Annotated in this window: 22 protein-coding genes and 1 pseudogene; 9 read left to right on the top strand and 14 right to left on the bottom strand. The window is 72.5% G+C overall.

What is annotated here, in order from left to right; translation table 11 throughout:
* The first annotated feature begins 76 nt into the window (after positions 1 to 76).
* Positions 77 to 214 carry a hypothetical protein gene (locus tag AB0I82_RS02340; RefSeq protein ID WP_363255148.1) on the top strand — a complete coding sequence of 46 codons (138 nt, stop codon included), beginning with the start codon at positions 77 to 79 and terminating at the stop codon, positions 212 to 214.
* A 7-nt stretch (positions 215 to 221) separates the two neighbouring features.
* Here AB0I82_RS02340 and AB0I82_RS02335 read toward each other — a convergent pair whose 3' ends face one another.
* The 3 genes from AB0I82_RS02335 to AB0I82_RS02325 all read right to left on the bottom strand — a co-directional run bounded on the left by AB0I82_RS02335 (position 222) and on the right by AB0I82_RS02325 (position 2978).
* Positions 222 to 1574 (bottom strand): MFS transporter, encoded by a 1353-nt coding sequence (locus AB0I82_RS02335; protein WP_363255147.1) that lies wholly within the window; start codon positions 1572 to 1574, stop codon positions 222 to 224.
* Positions 1571 to 2722, bottom strand: a complete 1152-nt coding sequence (locus AB0I82_RS02330; protein ID WP_363255146.1) for an LLM class flavin-dependent oxidoreductase — start codon at positions 2720 to 2722, stop codon at positions 1571 to 1573. The genes AB0I82_RS02335 and AB0I82_RS02330 overlap by 4 nt, the downstream gene beginning before the upstream one ends.
* Positions 2723 to 2897: 175 nt before the next feature.
* The gene (locus tag AB0I82_RS02325) at positions 2898 to 2978 is read right to left on the bottom strand and encodes a putative leader peptide (protein ID WP_363256046.1); all 81 of its coding nucleotides are present in this window, start codon (positions 2976 to 2978) and stop codon (positions 2898 to 2900) included.
* A 296-nt stretch (positions 2979 to 3274) separates the two neighbouring features.
* On the opposite strand from AB0I82_RS02325, the gene AB0I82_RS02320 reads away from it, so the two are divergent.
* From AB0I82_RS02320 to AB0I82_RS02310, 3 genes are all read left to right on the top strand, one after another.
* Positions 3275 to 4828, top strand: coding sequence for an FUSC family protein (locus tag AB0I82_RS02320; RefSeq protein WP_363255145.1), 1554 nt, complete (start codon positions 3275 to 3277; stop codon positions 4826 to 4828).
* 130 nt (positions 4829 to 4958) lie between these two features.
* Positions 4959 to 6044, top strand: coding sequence for a lactonase family protein (locus AB0I82_RS02315; RefSeq protein ID WP_363255144.1), 1086 nt, complete (start codon positions 4959 to 4961; stop codon positions 6042 to 6044).
* Positions 6045 to 6136: 92 nt separating this feature from the next.
* Positions 6137 to 6928, top strand: coding sequence for a class I SAM-dependent methyltransferase (locus tag AB0I82_RS02310; RefSeq protein ID WP_363255143.1), 792 nt, complete (start codon positions 6137 to 6139; stop codon positions 6926 to 6928).
* A gap of 151 nt (positions 6929 to 7079) precedes the next feature.
* Here AB0I82_RS02310 and AB0I82_RS02305 read toward each other — a convergent pair whose 3' ends face one another.
* The 10 genes and pseudogenes from AB0I82_RS02305 to AB0I82_RS02260 form a co-directional block, all read right to left on the bottom strand.
* A complete protein-coding gene (locus AB0I82_RS02305; RefSeq protein ID WP_363255142.1) occupies positions 7080 to 7988 on the bottom strand; it encodes a hypothetical protein in 909 nt (302 codons plus the stop codon).
* Between the two features lie 283 nt (positions 7989 to 8271).
* Positions 8272 to 9327 carry a BadF/BadG/BcrA/BcrD ATPase family protein gene (locus AB0I82_RS02300; protein WP_363255140.1) on the bottom strand — a complete coding sequence of 352 codons (1056 nt, stop codon included), beginning with the start codon at positions 9325 to 9327 and terminating at the stop codon, positions 8272 to 8274.
* Complete coding sequence (locus AB0I82_RS02295) at positions 9320 to 10192, bottom strand: phospholipid scramblase-related protein (RefSeq protein ID WP_363256045.1); 873 nt, start codon at positions 10190 to 10192, stop codon at positions 9320 to 9322. Before AB0I82_RS02295 ends, AB0I82_RS02300 begins: the two co-directional genes overlap by 8 nt.
* 183 nt (positions 10193 to 10375) lie before the next feature.
* Positions 10376 to 10486: pseudogene (locus AB0I82_RS02290) on the bottom strand (DUF2510 domain-containing protein); the annotation flags it as partial.
* 87 nt (positions 10487 to 10573) lie between these two features.
* Complete coding sequence (locus tag AB0I82_RS02285; protein ID WP_363255139.1) at positions 10574 to 11251, bottom strand: uracil-DNA glycosylase; 678 nt, start codon at positions 11249 to 11251, stop codon at positions 10574 to 10576.
* Between the two features lie 118 nt (positions 11252 to 11369).
* Positions 11370 to 12467 (bottom strand): exo-alpha-sialidase, encoded by a 1098-nt coding sequence (locus tag AB0I82_RS02280; protein ID WP_363255138.1) that lies wholly within the window; start codon positions 12465 to 12467, stop codon positions 11370 to 11372.
* A 105-nt stretch (positions 12468 to 12572) separates the two neighbouring features.
* Positions 12573 to 13772: a bifunctional glutamate N-acetyltransferase/amino-acid acetyltransferase ArgJ gene (argJ, locus tag AB0I82_RS02275; RefSeq protein WP_363255137.1), complete on the bottom strand. Its 1200-nt coding sequence runs from the start codon at positions 13770 to 13772 to the stop codon at positions 12573 to 12575.
* An 88-nt stretch (positions 13773 to 13860) separates the two neighbouring features.
* Complete coding sequence (gene rocD, locus AB0I82_RS02270; protein WP_363255136.1) at positions 13861 to 15129, bottom strand: ornithine--oxo-acid transaminase; 1269 nt, start codon at positions 15127 to 15129, stop codon at positions 13861 to 13863.
* The gene (ddaH, locus tag AB0I82_RS02265; protein WP_363256044.1) at positions 15126 to 15938 is read right to left on the bottom strand and encodes a dimethylargininase; all 813 of its coding nucleotides are present in this window, start codon (positions 15936 to 15938) and stop codon (positions 15126 to 15128) included. The genes rocD and ddaH overlap by 4 nt, the downstream gene beginning before the upstream one ends.
* A 259-nt stretch (positions 15939 to 16197) precedes the next feature.
* On the bottom strand, positions 16198 to 16743 hold the full coding sequence (locus tag AB0I82_RS02260) for an Lrp/AsnC family transcriptional regulator (protein ID WP_363255135.1): 546 nt from the start codon (positions 16741 to 16743) through the stop codon (positions 16198 to 16200).
* A 277-nt stretch (positions 16744 to 17020) separates the two neighbouring features.
* Between AB0I82_RS02260 and AB0I82_RS02255 the strand changes: the two genes are divergently transcribed.
* The 3 genes from AB0I82_RS02255 to AB0I82_RS02245 are packed head-to-tail and all read left to right on the top strand — an operon-like array spanning position 17021 to position 19100.
* A complete protein-coding gene (locus tag AB0I82_RS02255) occupies positions 17021 to 17473 on the top strand; it encodes a hypothetical protein (protein WP_363255134.1) in 453 nt (150 codons plus the stop codon).
* Positions 17470 to 18660: a glycosyltransferase family 4 protein gene (locus tag AB0I82_RS02250; protein WP_363255133.1), complete on the top strand. Its 1191-nt coding sequence runs from the start codon at positions 17470 to 17472 to the stop codon at positions 18658 to 18660. Before AB0I82_RS02255 ends, AB0I82_RS02250 begins: the two co-directional genes overlap by 4 nt.
* Positions 18661 to 18713: 53 nt before the next feature.
* A complete protein-coding gene (locus AB0I82_RS02245; RefSeq protein ID WP_363255132.1) occupies positions 18714 to 19100 on the top strand; it encodes a BlaI/MecI/CopY family transcriptional regulator in 387 nt (128 codons plus the stop codon).
* Between the two features lie 5 nt (positions 19101 to 19105).
* Here the strand turns inward: AB0I82_RS02245 and AB0I82_RS02240 are convergent, their stop codons facing one another.
* The gene (locus AB0I82_RS02240; protein ID WP_363256043.1) at positions 19106 to 20344 is read right to left on the bottom strand and encodes a DUF418 domain-containing protein; all 1239 of its coding nucleotides are present in this window, start codon (positions 20342 to 20344) and stop codon (positions 19106 to 19108) included.
* A gap of 390 nt (positions 20345 to 20734) precedes the next feature.
* On the opposite strand from AB0I82_RS02240, the gene AB0I82_RS02235 reads away from it, so the two are divergent.
* Together AB0I82_RS02235 and AB0I82_RS02230 are read left to right on the top strand one after the other, a co-directional pair.
* Positions 20735 to 21928, top strand: coding sequence for a glycosyltransferase (locus AB0I82_RS02235; protein ID WP_363255131.1), 1194 nt, complete (start codon positions 20735 to 20737; stop codon positions 21926 to 21928).
* Positions 21929 to 21975: 47 nt separating this feature from the next.
* Positions 21976 to 23190, top strand: coding sequence for an MFS transporter (locus AB0I82_RS02230; protein WP_363255130.1), 1215 nt, complete (start codon positions 21976 to 21978; stop codon positions 23188 to 23190).
* The last annotated feature ends 104 nt before the right edge of the window (positions 23191 to 23294 follow it).

Genomic DNA, 23294 nt, shown 5'->3' with positions numbered 1-23294 from the left:
TGGATGGATGCAGTAGGGCCGCCGCGGCCTCGTGCCGGAAGCCGCGCGGACATGAGAGGACAGGAGTGTGATTCCGGTGGGTGAATTCCTTTGTGCGGCGCTGGCGAAGGCCGGCCTCGCCATCGCCGAGGCGATCCTCACGAAGTTCGTCATCGACCTCTGCACCGCGTACGTACGGAAGTACCGTACGGACGCGGCGATGGCGACGGCGTGAGGCGACGCTACCGGCCGGTCGGGACGTGCAGGTCCGAGTCCCGGAGCCGGGCGGTCGCCAGCATGCTCACCACGCCGGTCAGGGCGAGGTAGCCGCAGGCGAGCCACGGCGTGCCCGATCCCAGGGCCAGCAGCGCCGTCATGACCAGCGGGGTGATCCCCGAGGCGAAGATGCCGGACATCTGGTAGACGAACGACATGCCTGTGTACCGGACGGGGGTACGGAACAGCGCGGCGAACAGCGTGCCCTGGGCACCGTAGAACGACGCGTGCACGACGCCGAGGGTGAGCAGGAGCGCCGCCGTGAACGCCCAGGCACCGCCCGTACCGAAGAGCCAGAACGCCGGGAAGACCGAGACGGCGAAGGCGCCCATGCCGAAGAGGTAGACGCGGCGCGCGCCCAGCCGGTCGACCGCCGCGCCGGACACCGGTATCAGCGCGGCCATGACCAGCGCGGCGGCCGTCACCGCGAGCAGCACCGGCGTACGGTCCAGCTGGAGCGTCCCCGTCGCGTAGGTGATCGCGAAGACGCCCCAGGTGTTGAAGGCGGCGCCTTCGCCCCAGCGCGCCAGCATGCCGAGCAGGACGTGCCGACGCGCCGCGGGCTCGCGTACCAGCTCCACCAGGGGCGCGGAGCGCGGCAGTTCCCGCAGTTGCCGGACGGCCCGGAAGGCCGGCGTCTCGTCGATCTTCAGACGTACCGTCAGGCCGACCCCGACGAGCACCAGGCTGACGAGGAACGCGATTCGCCATCCGTAACCTAGGAAGGCGGCGTCGCTGAGCACGTCGTTGAGGAGCGCGAACACACCGGTCCCGAGGGCCAGTCCGAGCGCCAGCCCGATCTGCGGATAGCTGCCGAACCTGCCCTTGCGGCCCTCGGGACCGTACTCCACCGCCAGCAGCACGGCCCCCGCCCACTCGCCGCCCAGCGCCACGCCCTGCGCGACACGCAGGACGAGGAGCAGCGCGGGGGCGAGGATGCCGACCTGCTGGTACGTCGGCAGCAGGCCGATGAGCGCCGTGGAGACGCCCATCAGGCCCATCGTGAAGGCGAGGGTGCGCTTGCGGCCGATCCGGTCGCCGATGTGCCCGAACAGCAGCCCGCCGACCGGGCGGGCGACGAAGCCCACGGCGAACGTCGCGAACGACAGCATCGTGCCGACCGTGCCGTTCGCCGTCGGGAAGAACAGCTTGTTGAAGACCAGCCCGGCGGCCGTGGAGTACAGGAAGAAGTCGTACCACTCGACGGTGGTGCCCAGCAGGCTGGCGAGCACCACGGTCTTCAGCCGGGTCGGCGGGGCGTCCGCCTGCGGTTCGTCCGGATGCGGTGGCGCCTGCGAGGGCGCGGGCGCCGGGCTCATCGGGCGGCGAACGGGACGATGCCCGCCTCGGCCGTGCGCGGTCCGGCCGGGTGCTGCCACAGACCGCGCCGCTCCAGCAGCGGCAGCACGCCCTCGCCGAACCAGTACGCCTCCTCCAGATGCGGTACGCCGGAGAGGACGAACTCCTCGATGCCCAGCCGGGCGTACTCCTCGATGAGGTTCGCGACCTCTTCGTGGCTGCCCACCAGTGCCGTGCCGGCGCCACCGCGTACCAGACCGACGCCCGCCCACAGGTTGGGGTAGATCTCCAGGTTGTCGCTGGACCCGCTGTTGTGCAGCTCGCGCATCCGGCGCTGGCCCTCGGACTCGCTGGTCGCCAGGCCCTGCTGCACCGCCTGGATGCGCTCGGGGTCCATCCCCTTCAGCAGCCGCTCGGCCTCGGCCCACGCCTGCTCCGAGGTGTCCCGGCTGATGGTGTGCAGCCGGATGCCGAACCGTACGTCGCGGCCCTGCGCGGCGGCCAGCGACCGCACCCAGTCGATCTTCTGCTTCACCTGCTGCGGCGGCTCGCCCCAGGTCAGATACACATCGGTGTACCGCGCGGCCACCTCACCGGCCGCGGGCGAGGAGCCGCCGAAGTAGACCCGCGGCACCGGGTCGGGCAGCCGGTTGAGCTTGGCGCCCTCGACCCGCAGATGCTCGCCGTGGTGGTCGACCGTCTCGCCGTCCCACAGCCGCCGCACGATGTCCAGGAACTCGCCGGTGCGCGCGTACCGCTGGTCCTTGTCGAGGAAGTCGCCGTACGCGCGCTGCTCCGCCGACTCGCCGCCGGTGACGACGTTGAGCAGCAGCCGCCCGTGCGACTGCCGCTGGTAGGTCGCGGCCATCTGCGCCGACAGGGTCGGGCTGATCTGGCCGGGCCGGAAGGCGACGAGGAACTTCAGCCGCTCGGTGACCTGCGTGAGCATCGCCGTGGTCAGCCAGGCGTCCTCGCACCACGCACCCGTGGGCGTCAACGCCCCTACGAAGCCCAGCTGTTCGGCGCTGCGGGCGATCTGCCCGAGGTACTCGACGGAGGCGGGCCGGTCCCCGCCGGCGGTGCCGGGCAGGGCGCCGTGGCCGCCACCGACGATGTGCCGGCTGTCACCGGTCGTGGGCAGGAACCAATGGAACGTCAGAGCAGACATGAGAACTCCGGGAAAGGGCGGCGGGCCACGTTCCGGGCAGGGCACAGCGGCCCGGCGACGTGCGTGACGATGCGCCGCGGAGGAGCGACGCCGATGCGCCGCTAGATGCGGGAAAAGGAGGAGAAGCGCGGCAGCACGGCCCAGGAGAAGGCGGGGTCCGCGGCCGGAAAACGCGTCAGACGCGACAGTTGGCGCTGGTCTGGCGACACAGATCGACGTGGAGGCGTTCCACGAGGAGGTCGGCAGCAGCAGTCATGCCTCGCATTCTGTGCCGTCCGACCTGCTTGGATCAAGCTGCTGAGACGAGTATTTCAGTACGTGAGACGGTCTGCTGCCGGAGCGCACTCAGTGGTCCATTGGCCCGCCCGTGCCGCACCGGACGTGCGGGCCACTGGACCAATGGCACAGCGAATCCGGCCTCTGTTGAGCCAGTGTGCCCTCGGGTGTTCTGATGGTCGTGTCGATGGCGCTGCGGATTCCGCGGCGCCTTTTTCATGCCATGCAGTGCTGGACATGCCACGCAGTGCGGGAACGCAGAAGGGGCGGGGATCTGTGCTCAAGAGGGTGTTCGTTGCTCCGGACCCGGGGCGGCTGCGGTTGCGCAGTGCGCTGCGGGCGGTGCTCGGCATCGGGCTGGCGGTGGCCCTGTGCGGGCTGGCCGGCCATTCGCTGGTCGCGGTCATCTTCGGTGGGCTCGCGGCCCTGCTGGCCCTCTTCACGGTGATGGACCCGACGGTCCGCGGGCAGGCGGTCACCACCGCGCTGTTCCCGGCGGTGGGTTTCCCCGTACTCGCCCTCGCCGCGGTGCTGCACGACTACCCGCAGGCCCGGGACGCGGCCTTTCTCGCCGTGGTCGGCGCCGGGGTGTACGCCCGCCGGTGGGGACCGCGCGGACACTCCCTCGGCGTGCTCGGCTTCATGGCCTTCTTCGCGTCGCAGTTCCTGCACACGGTGACCGGCCAGTTGCCCGAGCTGTACGAAGCGATGCTGCTGTCGCTGCTCGCCTCCTCGGCCGTGCGCTTCGGGCTGTGGTGCTACGAGCGCCGACTGCCGCCGCCCGTCGGCGTACCGCCGCTGAACCTCGGCACCGGGCTCGCCCGGCCGACCACCCGGCAGGCGGTCCAGGCCATGGCCGGCGGTGCCTTCGCGCTCGCTGCGGGGCAGGTGCTCTCGCAGGACCGTTGGTACTGGGCCGTGGGCGCGACGTGGTGGGTCTTCGTGAACACCGCGTCGAGCGGCGAGACGCTGGTACGGAGCTTCCGGCGGGTGCTCGGCACGGTGATCGGGATCGCCGTCGGGCTGGGCGTCGCCGTACCGCTGCACGGCGCGCCGGTGGCCACCGCCGCGCTCGTCGCGGTCTGCGTCTTCGGCATCTTCTACACGGCCGCCGTCTCGTACACCTGGATGATGTTCGCGGTGACGGTGATGGCAGGGCTGCTGTACGGGCTCCTCGGAGTGCTGGACCCGGGGCTGCTCATGCTGCGGGTGACGGAGACGGGCGTGGGGGCGCTCGGCGCGGTACTGGCGGTACTGCTCGTGCTGCCCGTCACCACGCACGCCACGACGGACGCCTGGATCGAGCGCGCGCTGCGGTGCGTGCATGCCTGCACGGCCGAGGCCGCCGCGCGGCTGGCCGGCTCCGCGGCCGCCGACCCCGCGCCGCGGATCGCCGAGCTGGAGCTGCTGCTCGGCAAGGTACGGGTCTCGATCGCCCCGCTGCTCCACCCGCTCAGCCCGCTGCGTGCCCGCAAGGCGCGGGCGCGTCAGGTCGTCGCCCTGCTCGACGACTGCGCCCGCGAGGTCCGCGGCCTGGCCGCCGTCGCCGCCGACCCCGAGGCGTCACACGACGACCGCCTCACCGCGGCGTGCCGACGGGTCGAGGCGGCGGTGGCGGCGCTGACGGCGCCGGAGGGGACGGCATCGGAGCGCATGGTCGGTCAGCAGCGGGAGCGGGTGGTCGCTCAGCCGCGGGAGCGCGTGGCTGCCGCGCCGCGCATTCCGGCCGCGGAACCGGCCCTCGCCCACCTCCACGGCCTGGAAAGAGCCCTCGCCGAACTCGCGGTACCTCTCCGCGTCCCTGGCCGCCCACCGCTGATCGACGCCTGACACCGGCCGCACGGGCGGACACGGCCGGGCTGCTCGGCCGGGTACAGGCGGGCTCCGCGCCGCCGACGGCGGCCCCGGCTGTTAGCGTCGGTGACCGACCGATGCGCGGCGTGCTGAAGAGAAGCGGGGTATGGGTGTGAACGGTGGGAGCCGGAACGGTGCCGGGCGGCGGGCGTACATCGGATCGACGGCCGGCGGCGCCGGCATCGTGACCGCGGAGGTCGACCCGGAGAGCGGGGCCCTGAAGGAACTGCACCGCACCGACGCGGTGACCAACCCCTCCTACCTCGCGGTGTCCGGCGACGGCCGGCTGCTGTACGCGGTGAGCGAGACGCCCGACGGCGCGGCCGCGGCGTTCTCGCTCGCGGGCGACCGCCCGGAACCGCTCGCGCCCCCGGTGCCCGTCCACGGCTCCGCGCCCACCCACCTCACCCCGCACGCCGGGCACCTGCTCACCGCCAACTACCGCTCCGGCAGCGTGAGCGCGCTGCCCCTGCGGGCCGACGGCGCGCCCACCGAGCCCGGCCCCGGCGCTGTACTCCAGCACCACGGCAGCGGCCCGAACCCCGAGCGGCAGACCGGCCCGCACGCGCACGCCGTGGTCGCCGACCCCACGGGACGCTGGGTGCTCAGCGTGGACCTCGGCACCGACTCCGTACGCGTCTGCGACATCGACCCGGGGAGCGGCAAGCTGGTCATGCGCCGCGAGCTCGCGCTGCGCGCCGGCAGCGGCCCGCGCCACCTCCGCTTCCACCCCGGCGGCCGGCTCGCCTACGTCATCAACGAGCTGGACCCGACAGTGACCACCTGCCGCTGGGACGCCGTGCAGGGCGTGCTGACGCCGGTGGGCGAGACCTCCGTACTCCCGGAGGACGGCGTCACACCGACCCTCCCCTCCGAATTCGTGGTCTCCGCCGACGGCCGCTTCGCCTGGGCCGCCAACCGCGGAGACGACAGCATCGCCGTACTGACCCTGGACCAGGACGGCCTGTCCCCGCGCCTCGTCACCACCGTCCCCTCCGGCGGCACCTGGCCCCGCGACCTGGCCCTGCACCCCGAAGGCCGCCACCTCTACGCCGCCAACGAACGCTCCGGCGACGTCACATGGTTCACGATCAACCCGGAAACCGGCGTCCCGGAACGCGCGGGTTCGATCCCGGTACCGTCGGCTTCCTGCGTGGTTTTCGGGAACCTTCCCGTACGCACCGGCCGTTGAACTTTTGAATAAGTTCAGCCAATAGCGGACGCTTGACGGCGAGATCGTCCGAATGGCGGGCGCGGCGGCCGGGAAACCGGCAGTCTGACGGCATGACCGTCGGATTCAGTGGTGAAGTCGCCGAGTACTACGCCCGCTTCCGGCGCGGCTACCGCCCGGAGCTTCTGGACGCGCTGCAGGAAGCCTTCGGCCTGACCGCCGGCGACACCGCGCTCGACCTCGGCTGCGGCACGGGACAGCTGGCCGTGCCGCTCGCCGAGCGGGTCGGCTCCGTACTCGGCATGGACCCCGAACCGGACATGCTGCGGCTGGCCCGCCGGGCCGCCGACGAGGCAGGCGTACGCAACGCCACCTGGGTGCTCGGCGCGGACACCGACGTCCCGGCGCTCGGCACGCTGCTCGGCCGCGGCTCCCTGGCCATGACCGCCATCGGCCAGGCGCTGCACTGGATGGACCACGAGCAGCTCTTCCGCGAACTGCGCCCGCTGCTCCGACCCGGCGGCGGCATCGCCGTGATCGCGAACGGCGTACCGCTCTGGCAGCAGGAGAGTTACTGGTCGGACGCGCTGCGCGGCTACCTGGAGCGGTACTTCGGCACGGTCCTGCAGGCCACCTGCGGCACGGCCGACGAGGATCAGGACCGCTACGCCCGCGCGTTGCACGCGGCGGGCTACGACGGGGTGCGCGAGATCGACCACCGGTACCGCGTGGAGTTGACCTTCGAGGAGCTGGTCGGCGGCGTCTGCTCCGCCGTACCGGCCGGCCGGCTGCCGACCCCCGCCGACCGCCCGCACTTCGCCGCCGGCCTGCGGGCCGCACTCCCGGACGGCCCGTACGCGGAGGAGGTACGGGTACGGGTGCTGGTGGGGCGCACGAGCGGGTGAGGGAATGCGTACGGGGGAGCGATTGAGTGTGGGCGAGCGCGCCCGGATACGGCGATGGGCCGCCCCGCGTGGTGCGGGGCGGCCCATTCAGCGGTTCGGTGCTTCGTCCACCAGGCCGGGTCGCCGGCCACCCGTGGCGGCCGGCGGCGGTTCAGCGGGTCGCGGCGCCCTGTGCCGACTGCAGCGTGATGCCGAGCGATGCCGCGTAGTTGGACAGGACCAGGCGGCCCACCGCCATGTACGCACCCAGCGCCTCCGCGGAGGCGCAGCCCGCCTCGGCCGCGGCCGCCCCCAGCAGCCCGTCGGCGATCTCCGGGCCGATCAGGTACGGGGCCAGCGCCAGCTGCTGCGAGCCCGAGGTCCGCAGCTGCTCGGCCGTACGCGAGATCGCGCCGTCCTCGTCCAGCGCGGCGGCCAGCACCGGCACGGCGAGGCGCGCGGAGAGCAGCATGCCGGTGATGCCGGCGGCCTGCACGGCCTCCTCGCCGCCGACGGTGGCGAGGATGATGCCGTCAGCAGCCGTTGCGACCGTGAAGAGGCGGGCGCGGTCGGCGCGGGCCAGGCCGGCCTCGGACAGCCGTACGTGCAGGCCCTCGGCCAGCAGCGGGTGCGGCCCGAGCACATCGGTGAGCTCGGCGGCGGAGCCGCTGTTCATGATCGCCTGGCGTATACGGCGCAGCAGGGCGTTGTCGGGACCGGCGAGCAGCGGCACGACCACGGCGGCCGGGCTGTCCTTCAGCTCCTTCGCGCCGGCCTCTATGCGGGCCCTGCGCTCGGCGGCGGCGTGCGCGAGCACGGCCTCCAGGGACGGGAACTCCTCGTCACCGCCGTCGACGTACCCGATCCGCGCGTCGAGGCCGGGCAGCTCGGAGCGGGCGATGCTGGACACCTCCTCCGCCAGGCTGCGCGACGCGGCGGTGGGTGCGCCGGGGACGGCCAGGACGAGGGCGGGCGCGCCCTCGGGAGCGACGACCGGCTCGGGTCGGCGGTGGCGTCCGGGCTGGCGCGGACGCGGCATTCGTACAGGCAGGCCGGGTGCGGGCCCAGTGGGGGAACTCATGGCGCCGCATGCTAACGCCTCTTCGGCACCCCGTGCCGAGGGAGGGCACGGTCGGGTGACTTGTGTACCGATTCGTCCCGCGCGTCTTCGTGTGAACAACCCACGACACGCCGTGTGATCTGCGGCGATTTCTTAGGTGGAGGGGTGGGGGAGGTGCGGTTGAACGGATTCCGCTTGTGGGGTGGTGGGGGTGCCGAGGATGCCGGGGAGTGGCTGCCGGGGCGATCGGTGGGTGTGTTCGCGACTGTTAATGCGGTGACGGTGAGAGGGCTCGTCCGCGTGCTCACCCCGCGACGTGCAGCAGCCGCTCGTCCGTGGGCAGCCGCAGCGCGTCCCGCGCCACCGCAGCGGCGATCAGGAGCGCGCCGTCCAGCGGATCGCCGTCCGCCGCGCGGAGGCGTACGCCGGGCAGCCGCACCGCGAGTGCCGACCGCAACGGCTCCAGCAGTGGTTCGCCCATCTTGAAGAGGCCGCCGGTGTACGCGACGTTCAGGCCGGTGGTGGGCGCGGTCGGCGGCGGGCAGACCGCGGCCGCGGCGTCGGCGATGTGCTGGGCGGCCTCGTCGAGTATCGCGGCGGCGAACTTGTCCTCGGCGGCGCAGTGCGCGACCTCGGGCGCGAAGGAGGCCAGTACGGCGGGCCGGTCCGCGCGCGGGTACAGCTTGCCGGGCAGGCCCGTGACCGGCCCGAACACCGCTTCCGCGCGGGCCAGCAGCGCCGCCGAACCGCCGGGCCTGCCGTCGTACGCGCGCATCGCCGCCTCCAGCCCTGCACGGCCGATCCAGGCGCCGCTGCCGCAGTCGCCCAGCAGGTGACCCCAGCCGTCGGCGCGGCGCCAGCCGGTCGCCGCGGTGAGGTCCGTACCCATCGCGACCATGCCCGTGCCGGCCGCGACCACGGCTCCGGGGCGCTGGCCGAGCGCGCCCGCGTACGCGGTGACCGCGTCGGCCGCGAGGGCCAGCCGGTCCGTGCCGAGCGCGCGGGACAGCGCGGCCGGCAGTGCGGCGCGCAGGCCGTCGCCGAGCGTGGCCATACCGGCCGCGCCCACGCACACCGCGGCGCACCGCCCGTCGCCGCCGGCCTCGCGCAGCAGCGAGCCGGCCGCCGGGAGGAGCCGGGCGAGCAGGTCGTCCGCGTCGATGCCGTCCGGCCCCGTACGCACCGACTCCCGGAAGACGACCGTACGCAGCCGCCGCACCGGGGCCGGAGCCCCTACGGCTGCGGCGTCACTCCCGTCTGCGTTCCCGTACGCGTCGCCGACCGCGATCCGCAGGCCCGAGCCGCCCGAATCGACGCCGAGTACCGGTACGGGGCCCGGCGCCGGTGTGGTCTCACCCAAAGCCGCGGGCGTCCTGCTTGAGGGCGGTGTCGACGGTCAGCGCCGTGGCGACCACCAGGCTCAGCAGCGGGTCGGGCAGCTGCTGGTGGATCTGCAGGACGTAGTTGTCCGCCGTGGTGAACATCGTCTTGGCGAGGCCCTCCCACGTCTTGGTGATCCGGGCGATCTCCTGGTCGGCGTGGTCGACGATGGCGAAGTTCCAGGCGCGCCAGTTCTCCGCCTTGATCGCGCCGATCTGCTGGCCGTTGACCACCAGCGCGAAGTTGATCTTCCCGATGGCGTTCTGCTGCACGATCTCGCCGACCGGCTGCCCGTCCGGGCGCTCCACCAGCACCTTGGACTTGATGAACTTGGCCGGCCGCGTCAGCACCAGCTGCGGCTGCCCGTACGCGTCGCGGATCTCCAGCTTGTGGGTCATGTACTGGTCGAGGCTGGAGACCAGTCGCAGCACCTTCTTGGCCGTGCTCTGGCCGACCTGCACGACCGAGCCGATGGTGTTGCCGTTCTGGTCGAAGACGCTGTACTCGTTCGTCATCTCGATCAGCTTGGCCTTCTGGTTCACGACCAGAACGGGTTCGCTGAACAGCGAACCGCCACCGGGACCGGCCGGTCCGCCCGGCGCGGCGCCGCCCGGCGCGACGCCGGGCTGCTGGGGGTAGCCGTATCCCTGCGGCTGCCCGCCCGGCATCGGCTGCGCGCCCGGCTGCGGCTGCCCACCCGGGAACGGCGCCTGCGCGACCGGCTGGGGCTGCTGCTGCGGCTGGGCGTACGGCTGCTGAGGCGCGCCCTGCCCGTACGGCTGCTGCGGCGCATGCGGAGGTGCTCCCTGCGCATACGGCTGAGGCTGGGGCTGCGCCTGCGGCATCGGCTGCCCGCCGGGCGCCTGCCCCTGCTGGTGCTGAGGCTGCTGGTGCTGCGGCTGGCCGGGTGCCTGCTGGGGAGTCTGGCCGTACTGCGGTGCCTGGTCCTGCGCCTGCTCGTGCGGTGCCTGGCCGTGCTGCTGCGCCTGGCCCTGGGCCTGCTGCTGGGCCTGGCCCTGTCCCGGTCCGCCCGGGTGGGTGTGTTCGGTCCACCGGGCGCCGTCCCACCAGCGCAGTTGGTCAGGCGTGCCCTGCGGGTCGGCGTACCAGCCCGCCGGCACGTTCGAGTTCGTGGTCATGCGGGCACACTATCCCCCCAGCTCAGCACGCCTGCCAAGGCACCGCTCCAGGTCGGCCACCGGGCCGTACGGCCAGGGCAGCCGCGGTCAGGGCAACTGCCAGGACACCGGCTGCGCGCCCTGCCGGACCAGCAGATCGTTGACCCGGCTGAACGGCCGCGAGCCGAAGAAACCCCGGTCGGCGGACATCGGCGAGGGATGCGCCGACTCGACCGACGGCACCTGTCCGAGGAGCGGGCGCAGATTGCGCGCGTCCCGCCCCCACAGCACGGCCACCAGCGGCCGCTCGCGCGCGGCCAGCGCACGGATCGCCTGCTCGGTGACCTCTTCCCAGCCCTTGCCGCGGTGCGCGGCGGGCTTGCGCGGCGCCGTCGTCAGGGCACGGTTGAGCAGCAGCACGCCCTGCCGGGTCCACGGCGTGAGGTCACCGTTGGCCGGCCGCGGCAGCCCGAGGTCGGAGTGCAGCTCGCGGAAGATGTTCTCCAGGCTGCCCGGGAGCGGGCGCACCTCCGGCGCCACCGAGAAGCTGAGCCCGACGGCATGCCCCGGCGTGGGGTAGGGATCCTGCCCGACGATGAGCACCCGCACGTCGTCGAAGGGCTGTTGGAAGGCGCGCAGCACATTGCTGCCGGCCGGGAGGTACGTCCGTCCCGCGGCGATCTCGGCGCGCAGGAAGTCGCCCATCGCGGCGATCCGTCCGGCAACGGGCTCAAGTGCCTTCGCCCAGCCCGGTTCAACGATTTCATGGAGAGGTCGTGCAGCCACGGCGTCACCCTACTGGCCGCCCGGTGGTCCGTATCAACCCGTGCCCCCTTCCCCCCGGTCATCTTCGCGCTCCTCCGGTCAGGTCCGTATTCCTTCGGTCAACTGCGTCAACTCCGTCCTATGTCAGCACCGCCGCCCGTACGCACAGCACGTCCGGCAGGTGGGCGGCGAGCTGTTGCCAGCTGTCGCCGTCGTCCGCGCTGGCGAACACCTCGCCGTTGCGATTGCCGAAGTACACGCCCGCCGGGTCCGCGTCGTCCACGCGCAGCGCGTCGCGCAGCACCGTGCCGTAGTGGTCCTCCTGCGGCAGCCCCTCGCTCAGCGGCTCCCAGCTCGCGCCCGCGTCGGAGGTCCGGAACACCCGGCAGCGGTGCTCGGCCGGGACCCGGTCCATGTCCGCGGTGATCGGGAAGACATACGCCACATCGCCGCGGTGCGGGTGCGCGGCGACCGCGAAGCCGAAGTCCGACGGCAGCCCCGACCCGATGTCCGTCCACGTCGCGCCCGCGTCGTCGCTGCGGTACACACCCCAGTGGTTCTGCAGATAGAGGCGATCGCGGTTGACCGAATCCTGCGCGATCTTGTGCACACACTGGCCGAATTCCGGGTCGGGGTCGGGCAGGAACACCGCCTTCACGCCCGCGTTGGACGGCGCCCAGCTCGCTCCGCCGTCCAGGGAGCGGAACACCCCGGCCGCGGACACGGCGACCGTCACCGCGTCGGCGGTGCGCGGGTCGGTGATCACCGTGTGCACCGCGAGGCCGCCGCCGCCCGGCTCCCACTGCTCGCGCGAGGGGTGCTCCCACAGCGGCCGCACCAGCTCGAACGACTCGCCGCCGTCCTCGGACCGGAACAGTGCCCCCGGCTCCGTGCCGGCATAGACCACGTCGGGCTCCGCCGGGCCCGCGGGCTGGAGCTGCCACACCCGCTCCAGCGAACTCCCCGTATATTCCGGGTACTTGACCGCCGGGCGCGCGGGCTCCACCCAGCTCTCGCCGAGATCGTCCGAGTGGAAGACCGAAGGGCCCCAGTGCGCGCTGTCCGCGCCGACCAGCAGCCGCGGTGTGGCGCGGCGGGTGTCGATACCGACCGAGTAGACCGCCTGGGCCGGGAAGTGGGGTTGGCTCAGCTCCCACCTGCCCCGCCGTCGCCGGCCGAGGAAAAGGCCCTTCCGGGTCCCTACCGCGAGCAGGACATCAGCCGGGTGGGTCGTCATGTCAATGCACCTCCGAACGCCGTTGTTCCAGGTACGAGTCAGTCTGCACCCGACCACTGACAACGGCCCTCGGAAGCAGCGTCCGCGCAGGTCAGCCGGGGTGTGTCAGGTCGTGTAGTCCGCGTTGACGCGGATGTAGCCCTCGGTCAGGTCGCAGCCGTAGACCGTAGCGGCGGCGTCGCCGAGGCCCAGCCCGATCGCGATGTCGACCTCGTCCCGCCGCATGGTCTCGGCCAGCTTTTCGAGGGTGTCGGCCGCGGGCTCCTCCGGGTACACCTCGGTCTCGCCGAACCGTACGGTCACCTTCGCCGGTTCGATGTCCGTGTCCTCGGTGTTCTTGCCGATGGCCATGACGACCCGGCCCCAGTTCGGGTCGGCGCCGTGCACGGCCGTCTTGACCAGCGGAGAGTTCACCACACTCTTGGCCACCCGCTTGGCCTGCGCATAGTCGGCGGCCTGCGCCACCGTGACGCGCAGCAGCTTGCTCGCGCCCTCCCCGTCGCTCGCCAGCTGCTGAGTGAGGTCCAGGCACACCTCGGCGAGTGCCGCCGAGAACTCGGCCGGGTCGACCGGCCCCGCCGCCCCATTGGCGAGCGCGGCCACGGTGTCCGAGGTGGAGGTGTCGGTGTCCACGCTCAGGCAGTTGAAGGTCTTGTCCACGGCGCCGCGCAGTGCGGTGTCCAGTGCGGCGGGGGAGAGCTCCGCGTCGGTGAACACGTACGCCAGCATCGTGGCCATATTCGGCTCCAGCATGCCGACGCCCTTGGCGACGCCGACGATGCGGGCCCGGCCGACGCGCCGGGTACTGGTCTTCGGGCGGGTGTCCGTGGTCATCATCGCCCGCGCCACATCGAGGGGCTCCGCCTCGAAGGCCGCCGTGCCGCGCTCCGCCGTCGCCTCCAGATGCGCGCGGATGGTGTCCATCGGGAGCGGCCGTCCGATCACCCCGGTGGACCCGATGAGTACGGCGTCGGTCGGGACGCCCAGTATCGCGGCGACCCGGCCGACCACCTCGGCCGCGTTCTCCTCGCCCTGCCGGCCGGTGGCCACGTTGGCGTTCTGCGCCAGGGTGGTGACGGCGCGCAGGTGCCCGCCGGCGGCGTGCGCCCGACTGAGTACCACCGCGGGGCCCGCGAAGCGGCTACGGGTGAACATCGCGGCGCTGACCGACGGCCGGTCCGACGCCACGATCGAGATGTCGTCCCCGTGCGCCCGCAGGCCCCCGTTCCCGGTGTACGCCCGGAAGCCCACGGGCCAGGTGAGCTCGCCCGCATCCGCAGCTGACTGTGAATCAATATGTGTCATGCGGAATATGGTTGCGGGCGAGCGTCCTGGAGTCCAGCTATTTTCTTGTACGGCGCTGCATGGCTATGCGTCGCTCAGTCAGTACGCGTTACTCGCCCAGCACCCGCCCCAGCGCCTCGATCGCCGACGACAGTTCGTCCTCCGTGATGGTCAGCGGCGGGGCCAGCCGCACGGTGGAGCCGTGGGTGTCCTTGACCAGGACGCCCTCCCGCATGAGGCGCTCGCTGATCTCGCGGCCCGTGCCCAGCGCGGGGTCGACGTCGACACCCGCCCACAGGCCGCGGGCCCGGAAGCCGGTGACGCCCTTGCCGACCAGGCCGTCGAGCCCGGTGCGCAGTACTTCGCCCAGCTCGGCGGCCCGGCGCTGGTACTCGCCGGTCGCCAGGAGGTCGATGACGGCCGAACCGACCGCGGCGGCCAGCGGGTTGCCGCCGAAGGTGGAGCCGTGCTCGCCCGGGTGCAGCACCTCCAGTACGTCCCGGCGGGCCACGACGGCGGAGACCGGGACGATGCCGCCGCCGAGCGCCTTGCCGAGCAGGAGTACGTCCGGGACGACGGACTCGTGCTCGACGGCCAGCGTGCGGCCCGTGCGCCCGAGCCCGGACTGGATCTCGTCGGCGATGAACAGGCAGCCGGCCCGCCGGGTCAGCTCACGGACGCCGGTGAGGTAGCCGTCGTCCGGGATGAGGACGCCGGCCTCGCCCTGGATCGGCTCGATGAGCACGGCCGCCGTGGTCTCGTCGATGGCGGCTTCGATGGCGGCGAGGTCGTTGTACGGGACGACGCGGAAGCCGGGCGTGTAGGGGCCGTAACCGGCGCGCGCCACGGGGTCGGTGGAGAAGCTGACGAGCGTGGTCGTGCGGCCGTGGAAGTTGTCGGCGGCGACGACGATCGTGGCCTGGTCCGGGGCCACGCCCTTGACGTCGTACGCCCACTTGCGGGCGACCTTGATGCCGCTCTCGACGGCCTCGGCGCCGGTGTTCATCGGCAGGACCATGTCCATGCCGGTGAGCGCGGCCAGGCCTTCGGCGAAGCCGGCGAGCCGGTCGTTGTGGAAGGCGCGCGAGGTCAGGGTGACCTGGTCGAGCTGGCGGTGCGCGGCCTCGACGAGCGCCGGATGGCGGTGGCCGAAGTTCAGCGCCGAGTAGCCGGCGAGCATGTCGAGGTACCGGCGGCCCTCGACGTCCTCGACCCACACGCCCTCGGCGCGCGCCACGACCACCGGGAGCGGGTGGTAGTTGTGCGCGAGGACGGGCTCTTCCGCGCGGATCAGCTCCGCCGAGGAGCGGGCGTCCGGTGCGGGGGGCTGCGGCGCGGGGCCGGCCGCGGCGGCGGAGAAGCGGGTGGGCGCGGTCATGAGCGGACCTCCTGGGTGCAGCACTTGATGCCGCCGCCGGCCTTGTGGAATTCCGACAGGTCGACGGGGACAGGAACGTAACCGTGACGGGCGAGTTGTTCAACGATCCCCTCAGCCTGCGGGGCAACGAAGACGTGACACCCGTCGGAGACGGAATTGAGTCCGAACGCCATCGCGTCCTCCCGGGTGGCGAGCACCGCGTCCGGGAACAGCCGCCGCAGCACCTCACGGCTGCCGGGCGAGAAGGCGTCCGGGTAGTACGCGATGTTGGTGTCGTCGAGGGGGAAGAGGGCGGTGTCGAGGTGGTAGAAGTACGGGTCCACGAGCTGCAGGCCGATCGTCGGCACGCCGAGGAACTCCTGCACCTCCCGGTGCGCCTCCCGCGTCGTGCGGAAGCCCGTACCGGCCAGGACGTAGCCGCCGACCGGCACGAGGTCGCCCTCGCCCTCGCAGACCGCCTCCGGCACATGCACGTCGAACCCGGCCGCCCGGAACCACTTCTCGTACGCCACGGACTCCGGGCGGCGCTGCGGCGCATGGAAGCGCGCACCGAACACGCGTCCCCCCAGGACGAGCGCCGAGTTCGCCGCGAACACCATGTCCGGCAGCCCGGCCACGGGCGGCACGGTCTCCACCGTGTGGCCGTGGTCGCGGTACGCCTGGACCAGCGTCGCCCACTGCCGCTGGGCCAGTTCGGTGTCGACCGGCGCGCCGTCGCGCATCCAGGGGTTGATGGCGTACTGCACATCGAAGTACCGAGGCTCGCAGAGCAAGAAGCGGCGCGGGCGCGGCACACGGGGCGGGCGCACAAGTACCGCCGCCTCGCTGACGGGCTCGTGTACTGATACGGGCGCGGGTACGGACAGGGGTTCGGGCACGGCGGGGTCCTCCGATCCGCGGACGGGCAGGGGGCGTCACCCGAGTGACACGGGGTCACTGGGAGGTGACGCAGGGATGCCCTCAACGGTAGGAAGCCGCGGCTGTGCCGGACAAGGCCGGAACGCTGCGCACCGGCGCAGCGAACGTGCGTAGAGAGCCCGGTCGGCGCAGGGTTGCTGCGTCGCAGGATCAGAAGGTGCCGGTGTTCCCCGCGGGGCGGGCGGAGTCCGCGGGGGAGTCGGGGCCGTAGCCCTGTACCGCGGACGAGCCGGCGCCGGCCTCCGGGCTGTCCGGGATCAGGTGCGAGAGGACCATGTAACTGATCGTCTTGCGGATGAAGGACTCGGTGCGGATGCGTTCCAGCACCTCTTCGAAGTGCTCCACGTCGGTCGCGCGGACGTGCAGCAGCGCGTCGGCGCCGCCGGAGACCGTCATGGCGGCGGTGATCTCCGGGTACTTGCGGACGACCTCGGCGATGCGCCGGGGCGGGGCCGCGCCGTCGCAGTACACCTCGATGTACGCCTCGGTGCGCCAGCCGAGCGCGGACGGGCGGACCGTGGCGGTGAAGCCGGTGATCACGCCGGTCTCGCGCATCCGGTCCACCCGGCGCTTGACCGCGGTGGCCGACAGGCCGATGGCCGAGCCGATCTCGGCGAAGCTGGTCCTGGCGTTCGCGGTCAGCGCCGCGATGATCTTGCGGTCCAACTCGTCGAGCGGGCCGGATGCATGGGGCATGGCGGGTGGTTCCTCCGTCGCTGGGCCGGGCCGTACGGCCGCTGGGGGTCCCCTGCTGGGCGCAGTGACCACGCGGATCGTAATCGCGCGCAGCAGCACGGACCACGCGGATCGTATGCGCCGCACGGATGCCGCGCGCCCACTCCGGTACGCAGTCTGCGCGTCCCGCACCGTTCCACGCCTCGTTACCTCGCGTTCCCCGCATCCCGTACTACATCCTGTAGGGTTTCGACCGTGACCCTACAGGTTGTCGGATCAGCTGCCGGAGGAGCGCGCCATGCACGACCCGTCCGACCACATCGCCCCCGCGCACGCCGAAGTGGCCGAGATCTGGCCCCGCGACGGCCGGATCCGGGTCCTCGGGCACGTCGTGGGCGCGGCCTCGGGCGCGGGCACGCTGGTCGCCCGGGTGCGCGACGCGGCCGGTACGGAACTGCGGCTGGCGGCGAAGGGACGGGGCAGTCGCTTCGAGGTGTCCGTACCGCTGGACGCGCTCGCCTCCGCCACTCCGGAAGGCGACCGGGTCTGGGACCTGTATCTGGTGCCGGACGGCTGTGACGACGCGCTCCGGCTGGGGCGGCACCTGGACGACGTGCCCGGCAAGAAGAAGATCTTCACGTACCCGGCCCAGCGCGTCGGCGGCCTGCGGATCGAGCCGTACTACACCGTCCAGGACAACCTCTCGATCACCTGCCGACGCATCGCCCGCCAACGGGAGGAATCCCGGTGAAGATCCGCTTCCTGCTGCTCAACGCCTACGCGGTCGGCGGCACCGTCCGCACGGTCGTCAACCAGGCGAACGCCCTCGCCGAGGCCGGACACGACGTCGAGATCGTGAGCGTCCACCGGCACCGCGCCGAGCCCCGCTTCGCGCTGCACCCGAAAGTACGGCTGCGCGCCCTGGTCGACGACACGCGTCCGCCGTCCCGCTGGACGAGCCCGCTGACGTACCAGCGGCAGCACCGCCCCAGCCGCCTCGTCCCCGAGACCGAGGTCCGCTTCGACCGGTTCAGCCGCCTCACCGACCGGCGCGTCGTGCGCTACCTGCGCTCGCTGCACGACGGCGTACTCATCACCACCCGGCCCGCCCTGAACCTCCTCTCCGCCCGCTTCACGCCCACGTCCGTCGTCCGGGTCGGCCAGGAACACCTGCACTACTCCCACCACAAGCCGGAGCTCGCCCGGGAGATCGGGCGCTGGTACCGGCGGCTGGACGCGGTGACCGTACTGACCGCGGCCGACGAGGACGCCTATCTGCGGCGGCTCGGTGACAGTGGCGTCCGCGTCGAGTGCGTCCCCAACCCGCTCTCCGAGGACACACCGGAGCGTGCCGGCCTCGACCGGCCGCTCGTCGTCTCCGCCGGCCGGCTCGTCAAGGGAAAGGGCTTCGCGACCCTCATCAAGGCGTTCGAGCCCATCGCCCGCACACACCCCGAATGGCAGCTGCGCATCTACGGAGCGGGACCGGAACGCGACCGCCTGCGGGCGCTGATCCACGACCGGCACCTCTACAACCACGTCTACCTGATGGGCGCCACGCAGGAGTTCGACCGGGAACTGGCCAAGGCATCCGTCTTCGCCCTCGCCTCCCGGCGCGAAGGATTCGGCATGGTGCTGGCCGAGGCGATGAGCCACGGCATCCCGCCGGTCAGCTTCGACTGCCCGCACGGCCCCCGCGAGATCATCACCGACGGCGAGGACGGCGTGCTCGTACCGCTGGGGGACACCCGGGGGCTGACCGCGGCGCTCACCCGCCTCGTCGAGGACGACGCGCTGCGCAAGAAGCTCGGCGGGCACGCCGTCGAGTCCGCCCGCCGCTACACCCCGGCCCGCGTCCGCGCCCGCTGGGAGGCGCTCCTCACGGTCCTCCTTGAGCAGAAGGCGCAGGAGACGCAGAAGGTGCGGAGGGAGGCGTGAGGCCGGGGAGGCCAGTAGGTGCCAGTGCGCCCTACGAGCTGTAGGGTGTGGTCATGGTAGGCAGAAACCCTCGTGTCAGAGGGGAACGACGCAGCGCCGGCACGCTGGAGAGCGAGGTCCTGGCCGCCCTGTGGGCGACCGAGGCGCCGCTGACCCCGGCCGAGGTGCACGCCGCGATCGGCGGCGACCTCGCGTACAACACCATCCACACGATCCTGAAGCGGCTGCACGACAAGGCGCTGGTCGTACGGGACGCGGAGGGCCGGCGCGGCGCCTACCGGCCGGCCAAGAACGCCGCCGAGCTGACGGCCGAGGTCATGCACCAGGCGCTGGACAAGGGGCCCGACCCGATCGCGGCCCTCCAGCAGTTCGTCACCGGGCTCAGCAGCGAGGAGGAGGCCGCGCTGCGGAAGTTCCTGGCGGAGGACCGCGGCCGCTGAGGCGCTCACCGGACGAAGCGCGCCGGCCAGGTGATCTTGTACAGCAGGTACTCCAGTGGCCCGCGCCGGAACAGCCGCTTCCATACGTAGGCCAGCGCCAGCACGCCCACAACGAAGCCGAGCAGCACCCACGGCTCACTGGCGTCCGACATGTCCTCCGTGCCCAGCGCCCAGATGGCCACGATGTGCAGCACATAGGCGGACAGGGACATCGCGCCGACCGCGATGACCGGTGCGACCGCCCGCCGGAAGCGCGGCAGCCGGTCCAGCGCGATCGTGCACCCGGCCACCACGAGGAGGGCGACGCCGGTGTTGCCCAGTACCGACGGAGTCGTCTGGCTGTGCGGCGCGGCCACCAGCAGCCATTCGCGGAAGAGGTGGGTGGGGTCGCCGACCGTGTCGGACCACCAGGCGGAGCCCGGCGCGTCGCCGTCCGAGCCCGCGGCGACGGCGGCGTACGCGTTCGGGACCAGGTGCAGGGCCAGCCAGGAGCCCCCGTAACCGAGCACCGCCAGCCCGGCACCGGTGCAGGCGAGCCGGGTGCGGACCACCGCCCGGGTGAGGTCGAGCCGCGCCACCGCCATGCCCGCGATCAGGAACGGGATCCAGGTGAGCACCGGATAGGCGCCGGTGAACATCAGGTCCATCACGCCGTCCGTGTCGCCGAGCCCGGCCAGCGGGTCGTGGGCGATCACCGTGTCGCCCCAACTCCCTTGATCCAGCCAGACCTTGACCAGAAAGAGATCCTGGGGAAGTACCAACGCGGTTGCCGCGGCGATGAAGGTGAGGACCCCGGCCTTGAGGCGGTGCAGGGGGAGGGCCACGACGAACGCCAGCGCGTAGTAGGCGAGGATCACATCGATCGAGGTGTCCAGCGCGGTCAGTGCCATGCCCAGCGCCAGCAGGACGACGGCGCGGATCAGTACCCGTACGACCGCCTGCCGGCCCGCGCGCCCGGTACGGGGCTCCGGGCGGCCGGTGATGAGCACGATCGAGAAGCCGGCGAGCAGCGCGAAGAGGGCGGAGGACCGGCCGCGCGCGAGCTCCATGAGAAAGCCCACGGGGCCGCCGTCCGACGGATCGGGACCCACGTGGGCGGCGAACATGCCCAGTACCGCGAGGCCACGGGCGAGATCGATGCCGATCAGCCGAGACGTACTGGCAGATGCGCGCCCCGCCGAACCGGCCGGTGCTGACGGTTGGTCAGGTGTGGTGAGGGTGGCGGGCCGGTCGCCCGGTGACACTTTCCGTGCCGCGGTCCCGGCGCGCGTCGGCAGGGGCACGCCGCGTGCCCTGGGTAAGTTCTGCGACATACGCCCAAAGATGCCTGTCCCCTCCGCAAGAGAACACGGTTCACGGCAATTTGGTGACGCATCCGTCACTGCGGCGGTATCGTGCTGCGCCCTCCGGTGTCCGAGTGCACTCCTGGGAACGCAGGACGCTCCATGAGCACGCCCGGCGTACACGTGCCGCGTCTGCCGGCCGGTATCCGCCCTCCTGCCCGCCCCGCCCGGTTGGTGCGGAACCCGTGCGGATAGGCTGTTTCAACAGTTGTTGATTTGTTGTTGATTTTGCCGAGTCCCAGCTGCGTGTGCCCTGCGACGGCCGCGCGGCATCCGAGGGAGCGAAGCGTCATGCGCATCCTGTTCACCGCCCAGGCCATCTACTCGCACCTCGCACCGCTGGTGCTGCCGGCGGCCGAGAGCGCCCGGCAGGCGGGCCACGAGGTGGCCGTCGCCACCGGGAACGCCGTCGCGGAGCACATCGAGAAGCGCGGGCTGACCGCGCTGCGGCTGCCGAACGTCCAGGGGATGGCGGAGGTGATGCAGCGCGGCGATGTCCGCCCGCCCGCGGCGATGGATCAACTGGGCTCCGTCACCATCGAGTTGGAGCCGGAGTTCTTCGCCACCGCCTTCGCCGGGCACCTGGCAGGCCCCTCGGCGCACGACCTCATCGATGTGGCCCGGGACTGGCGCCCCGACCTGATCCTGCACGAGTCCACCGAGTTCGGCGGCTACCTGGCGGGCGAACGGCTCGGCATCCCGCACGGCGCGCTGGACATCGCCCCGCTCGCGCCGTACGACCACCCGGCCGTCACCGAAGCGCTCAACAAGCACCGCGCCGAGCTGGGCCTCGCCCCGATCACCGACCCCTGGCACGTCTTCCGCGCCTTCCGTGCCGGTGTCGTACCGGAGGAGTTCTACCCCGAGGCGAGCCGCCTGCCGAACGCCCACTACTACCGCCTGCCGACCCCCGCCGACGAGGCGCCCCTCGACCCCGAGATCGCCCGGCTCCCCGCCGACCGCCCGCTCGTCCTCGCCACGCTGGGCTCGAACGCCACGAACTTCCCCGGCGGCGGAGTCCTGCCCCTCCTCGACACCATCATCGAGACGCTCGGGGATCTGCCGGTCACCGGTGTTGTCGCGATCGGCGCGGGCACCGATCCCCGCGAGTGGCAGGGCGCCCGCGCGGACAACGTCCACCTCACCTCGTTCGTCCAGCAGGAACTGCTCCTGCGGTCCAGCGACGCCTTCATCACCCACGCCGGCTTCAACGGGACCCGGGAAGCGCTGGCGGCGGGCGTCCCCATGGTCGCCGTACCGCTCTTCGCCGAGCAGTCGGGCAACGCCGCCCGGCTGCAGGAGATCGGCGCCGGCCGCCGGATCGACGTCCAGGACGTCACCCGCGCGTCGCTCACCGCGGCCGTACGCGCCGTACTGGAGGACCGCGGCTACCGCTCCCGCGCCCAGTCCCTGCAGCGCCGCTCCCACGCGCTCCCGGGCCTTTCCCACCTCGCGGCGGACGCGGCGGCGGCGACGGGCGCGTAGCCCGGGGCCTGACTGCTCGATGCCCGACCGGCTCGTACCGTGGGGACATGATCGTTCGTCATGGGACGGGCCGGCGCCCGGGGTATCCGGCAGCAGCGGCGGTGTTCGCCGTGGGCATGGCGGGCACCACGCTCCCCACCCCGCTGTACGGCCTCTACCGCGAAGAGCTGGGCTTCTCCGAGCTGATGGTGACGGTGGTCTTCGCCGTCTACGCACTCGGCGTCATCGCCGTACTGCTGCTCGCGGGCAACTACTCCGACCGGGTCGGCCGCCGCCCCGTGCTCCTCGCGGCGCTGGCCTTCTCGGCGCTCAGTGCGGTGTGCTTCGTGGCGGACTTCCTGTCCGGTTTCACGTCCGGGGGCGGGCTGCCGTTCCTCTTCGCCGGCCGGCTGCTCTCCGGCTTCTCGGCCGGTCTCTTCAGCGGCGCGGCCACCGCGGCGGTACTGGAACTGGCGCCGCCCGAACGGAAGTCGCGCGCCGGTTTCGCCGCGGCCGCCGCCAACATGGGCGGCCTCGGCTGCGGCCCGCTGCTCGCCGGGCTCCTGGCCCAGTACGCCCCCTGGCCACTCGCCCTGCCCTATCTGACGCACCTCGCACTCCTCGCGGTGGCGTGCGTACTGGTCCTCCTTCTGCCGGAGACCGTCGACCATCCGGAGCGGCGGCCGGGCCTCCGGCCGCAAGGCATGGTCGTACCTCCGGAAGTACGCGGCGTGTTCGCGCCCTCGGCCCTGGCCGCCTTCGCCGGCTTCTCGCTCCTCGGCCTCTTCACCGCGGTGGCACCGGCCTTCGTGTCCCAGACCCTCGGCGTGGCCAACCTGGCCGTCTCGGGCGCCGTCGTCTTCTCCGTCTTCCTGGGCTCGACGGCAGGCCAGTCGCTCACCGAAAAACTCGGCGCGCGCCGGGCACTCCCGGTCGGCTGCCTCGTCCTCGTGGTGGGCCTCGCCCTCGTCGCGACGTCCCTCGCCGCCGAGTCCCTGCCGGCACTGATCACCGGTGCCCTGTGCGGCGGCCTCGGCCAGGGCCTCGCCTTCCGCGCGGCCCTGACGTCTGTCGCGGCCGCCGCCCCCACCGAGCACCGCGGCGGCACGATCTCCACCTTCTTCGTCGTCGCCTACACCGGAATCTCCCTCCCGGTCGTCGGCGTCGGCGCCCTCACCGTCGCCCTCGGCCTCCGCACCGCGGGCCTCACCTTCACCACCTGCGTCGCCGTCCTGGCCGCCGGCACGGCCCTCCACTTGCTGCGCCGCTCCCGACACGACTGATCTGCCTCCTACGCGCGGGGCCTCCCACGCGCGGGCCAACATGCTGGGCCGAGTGCAGCAAGGCAGGTGTCCCGGGCCGTGCGGGCGGAGATCTCCCACCAGCG

This window comes from Streptomyces sp. NPDC050315 (assembly GCF_040655775.1).
In the GTDB taxonomy this organism is placed as follows: Bacteria; Actinomycetota; Actinomycetes; order Streptomycetales; family Streptomycetaceae; genus Streptomyces.
Note: the sequence above shows the minus strand (reverse complement) of the source record. Positions and strands in the feature narration are given on the sequence as shown.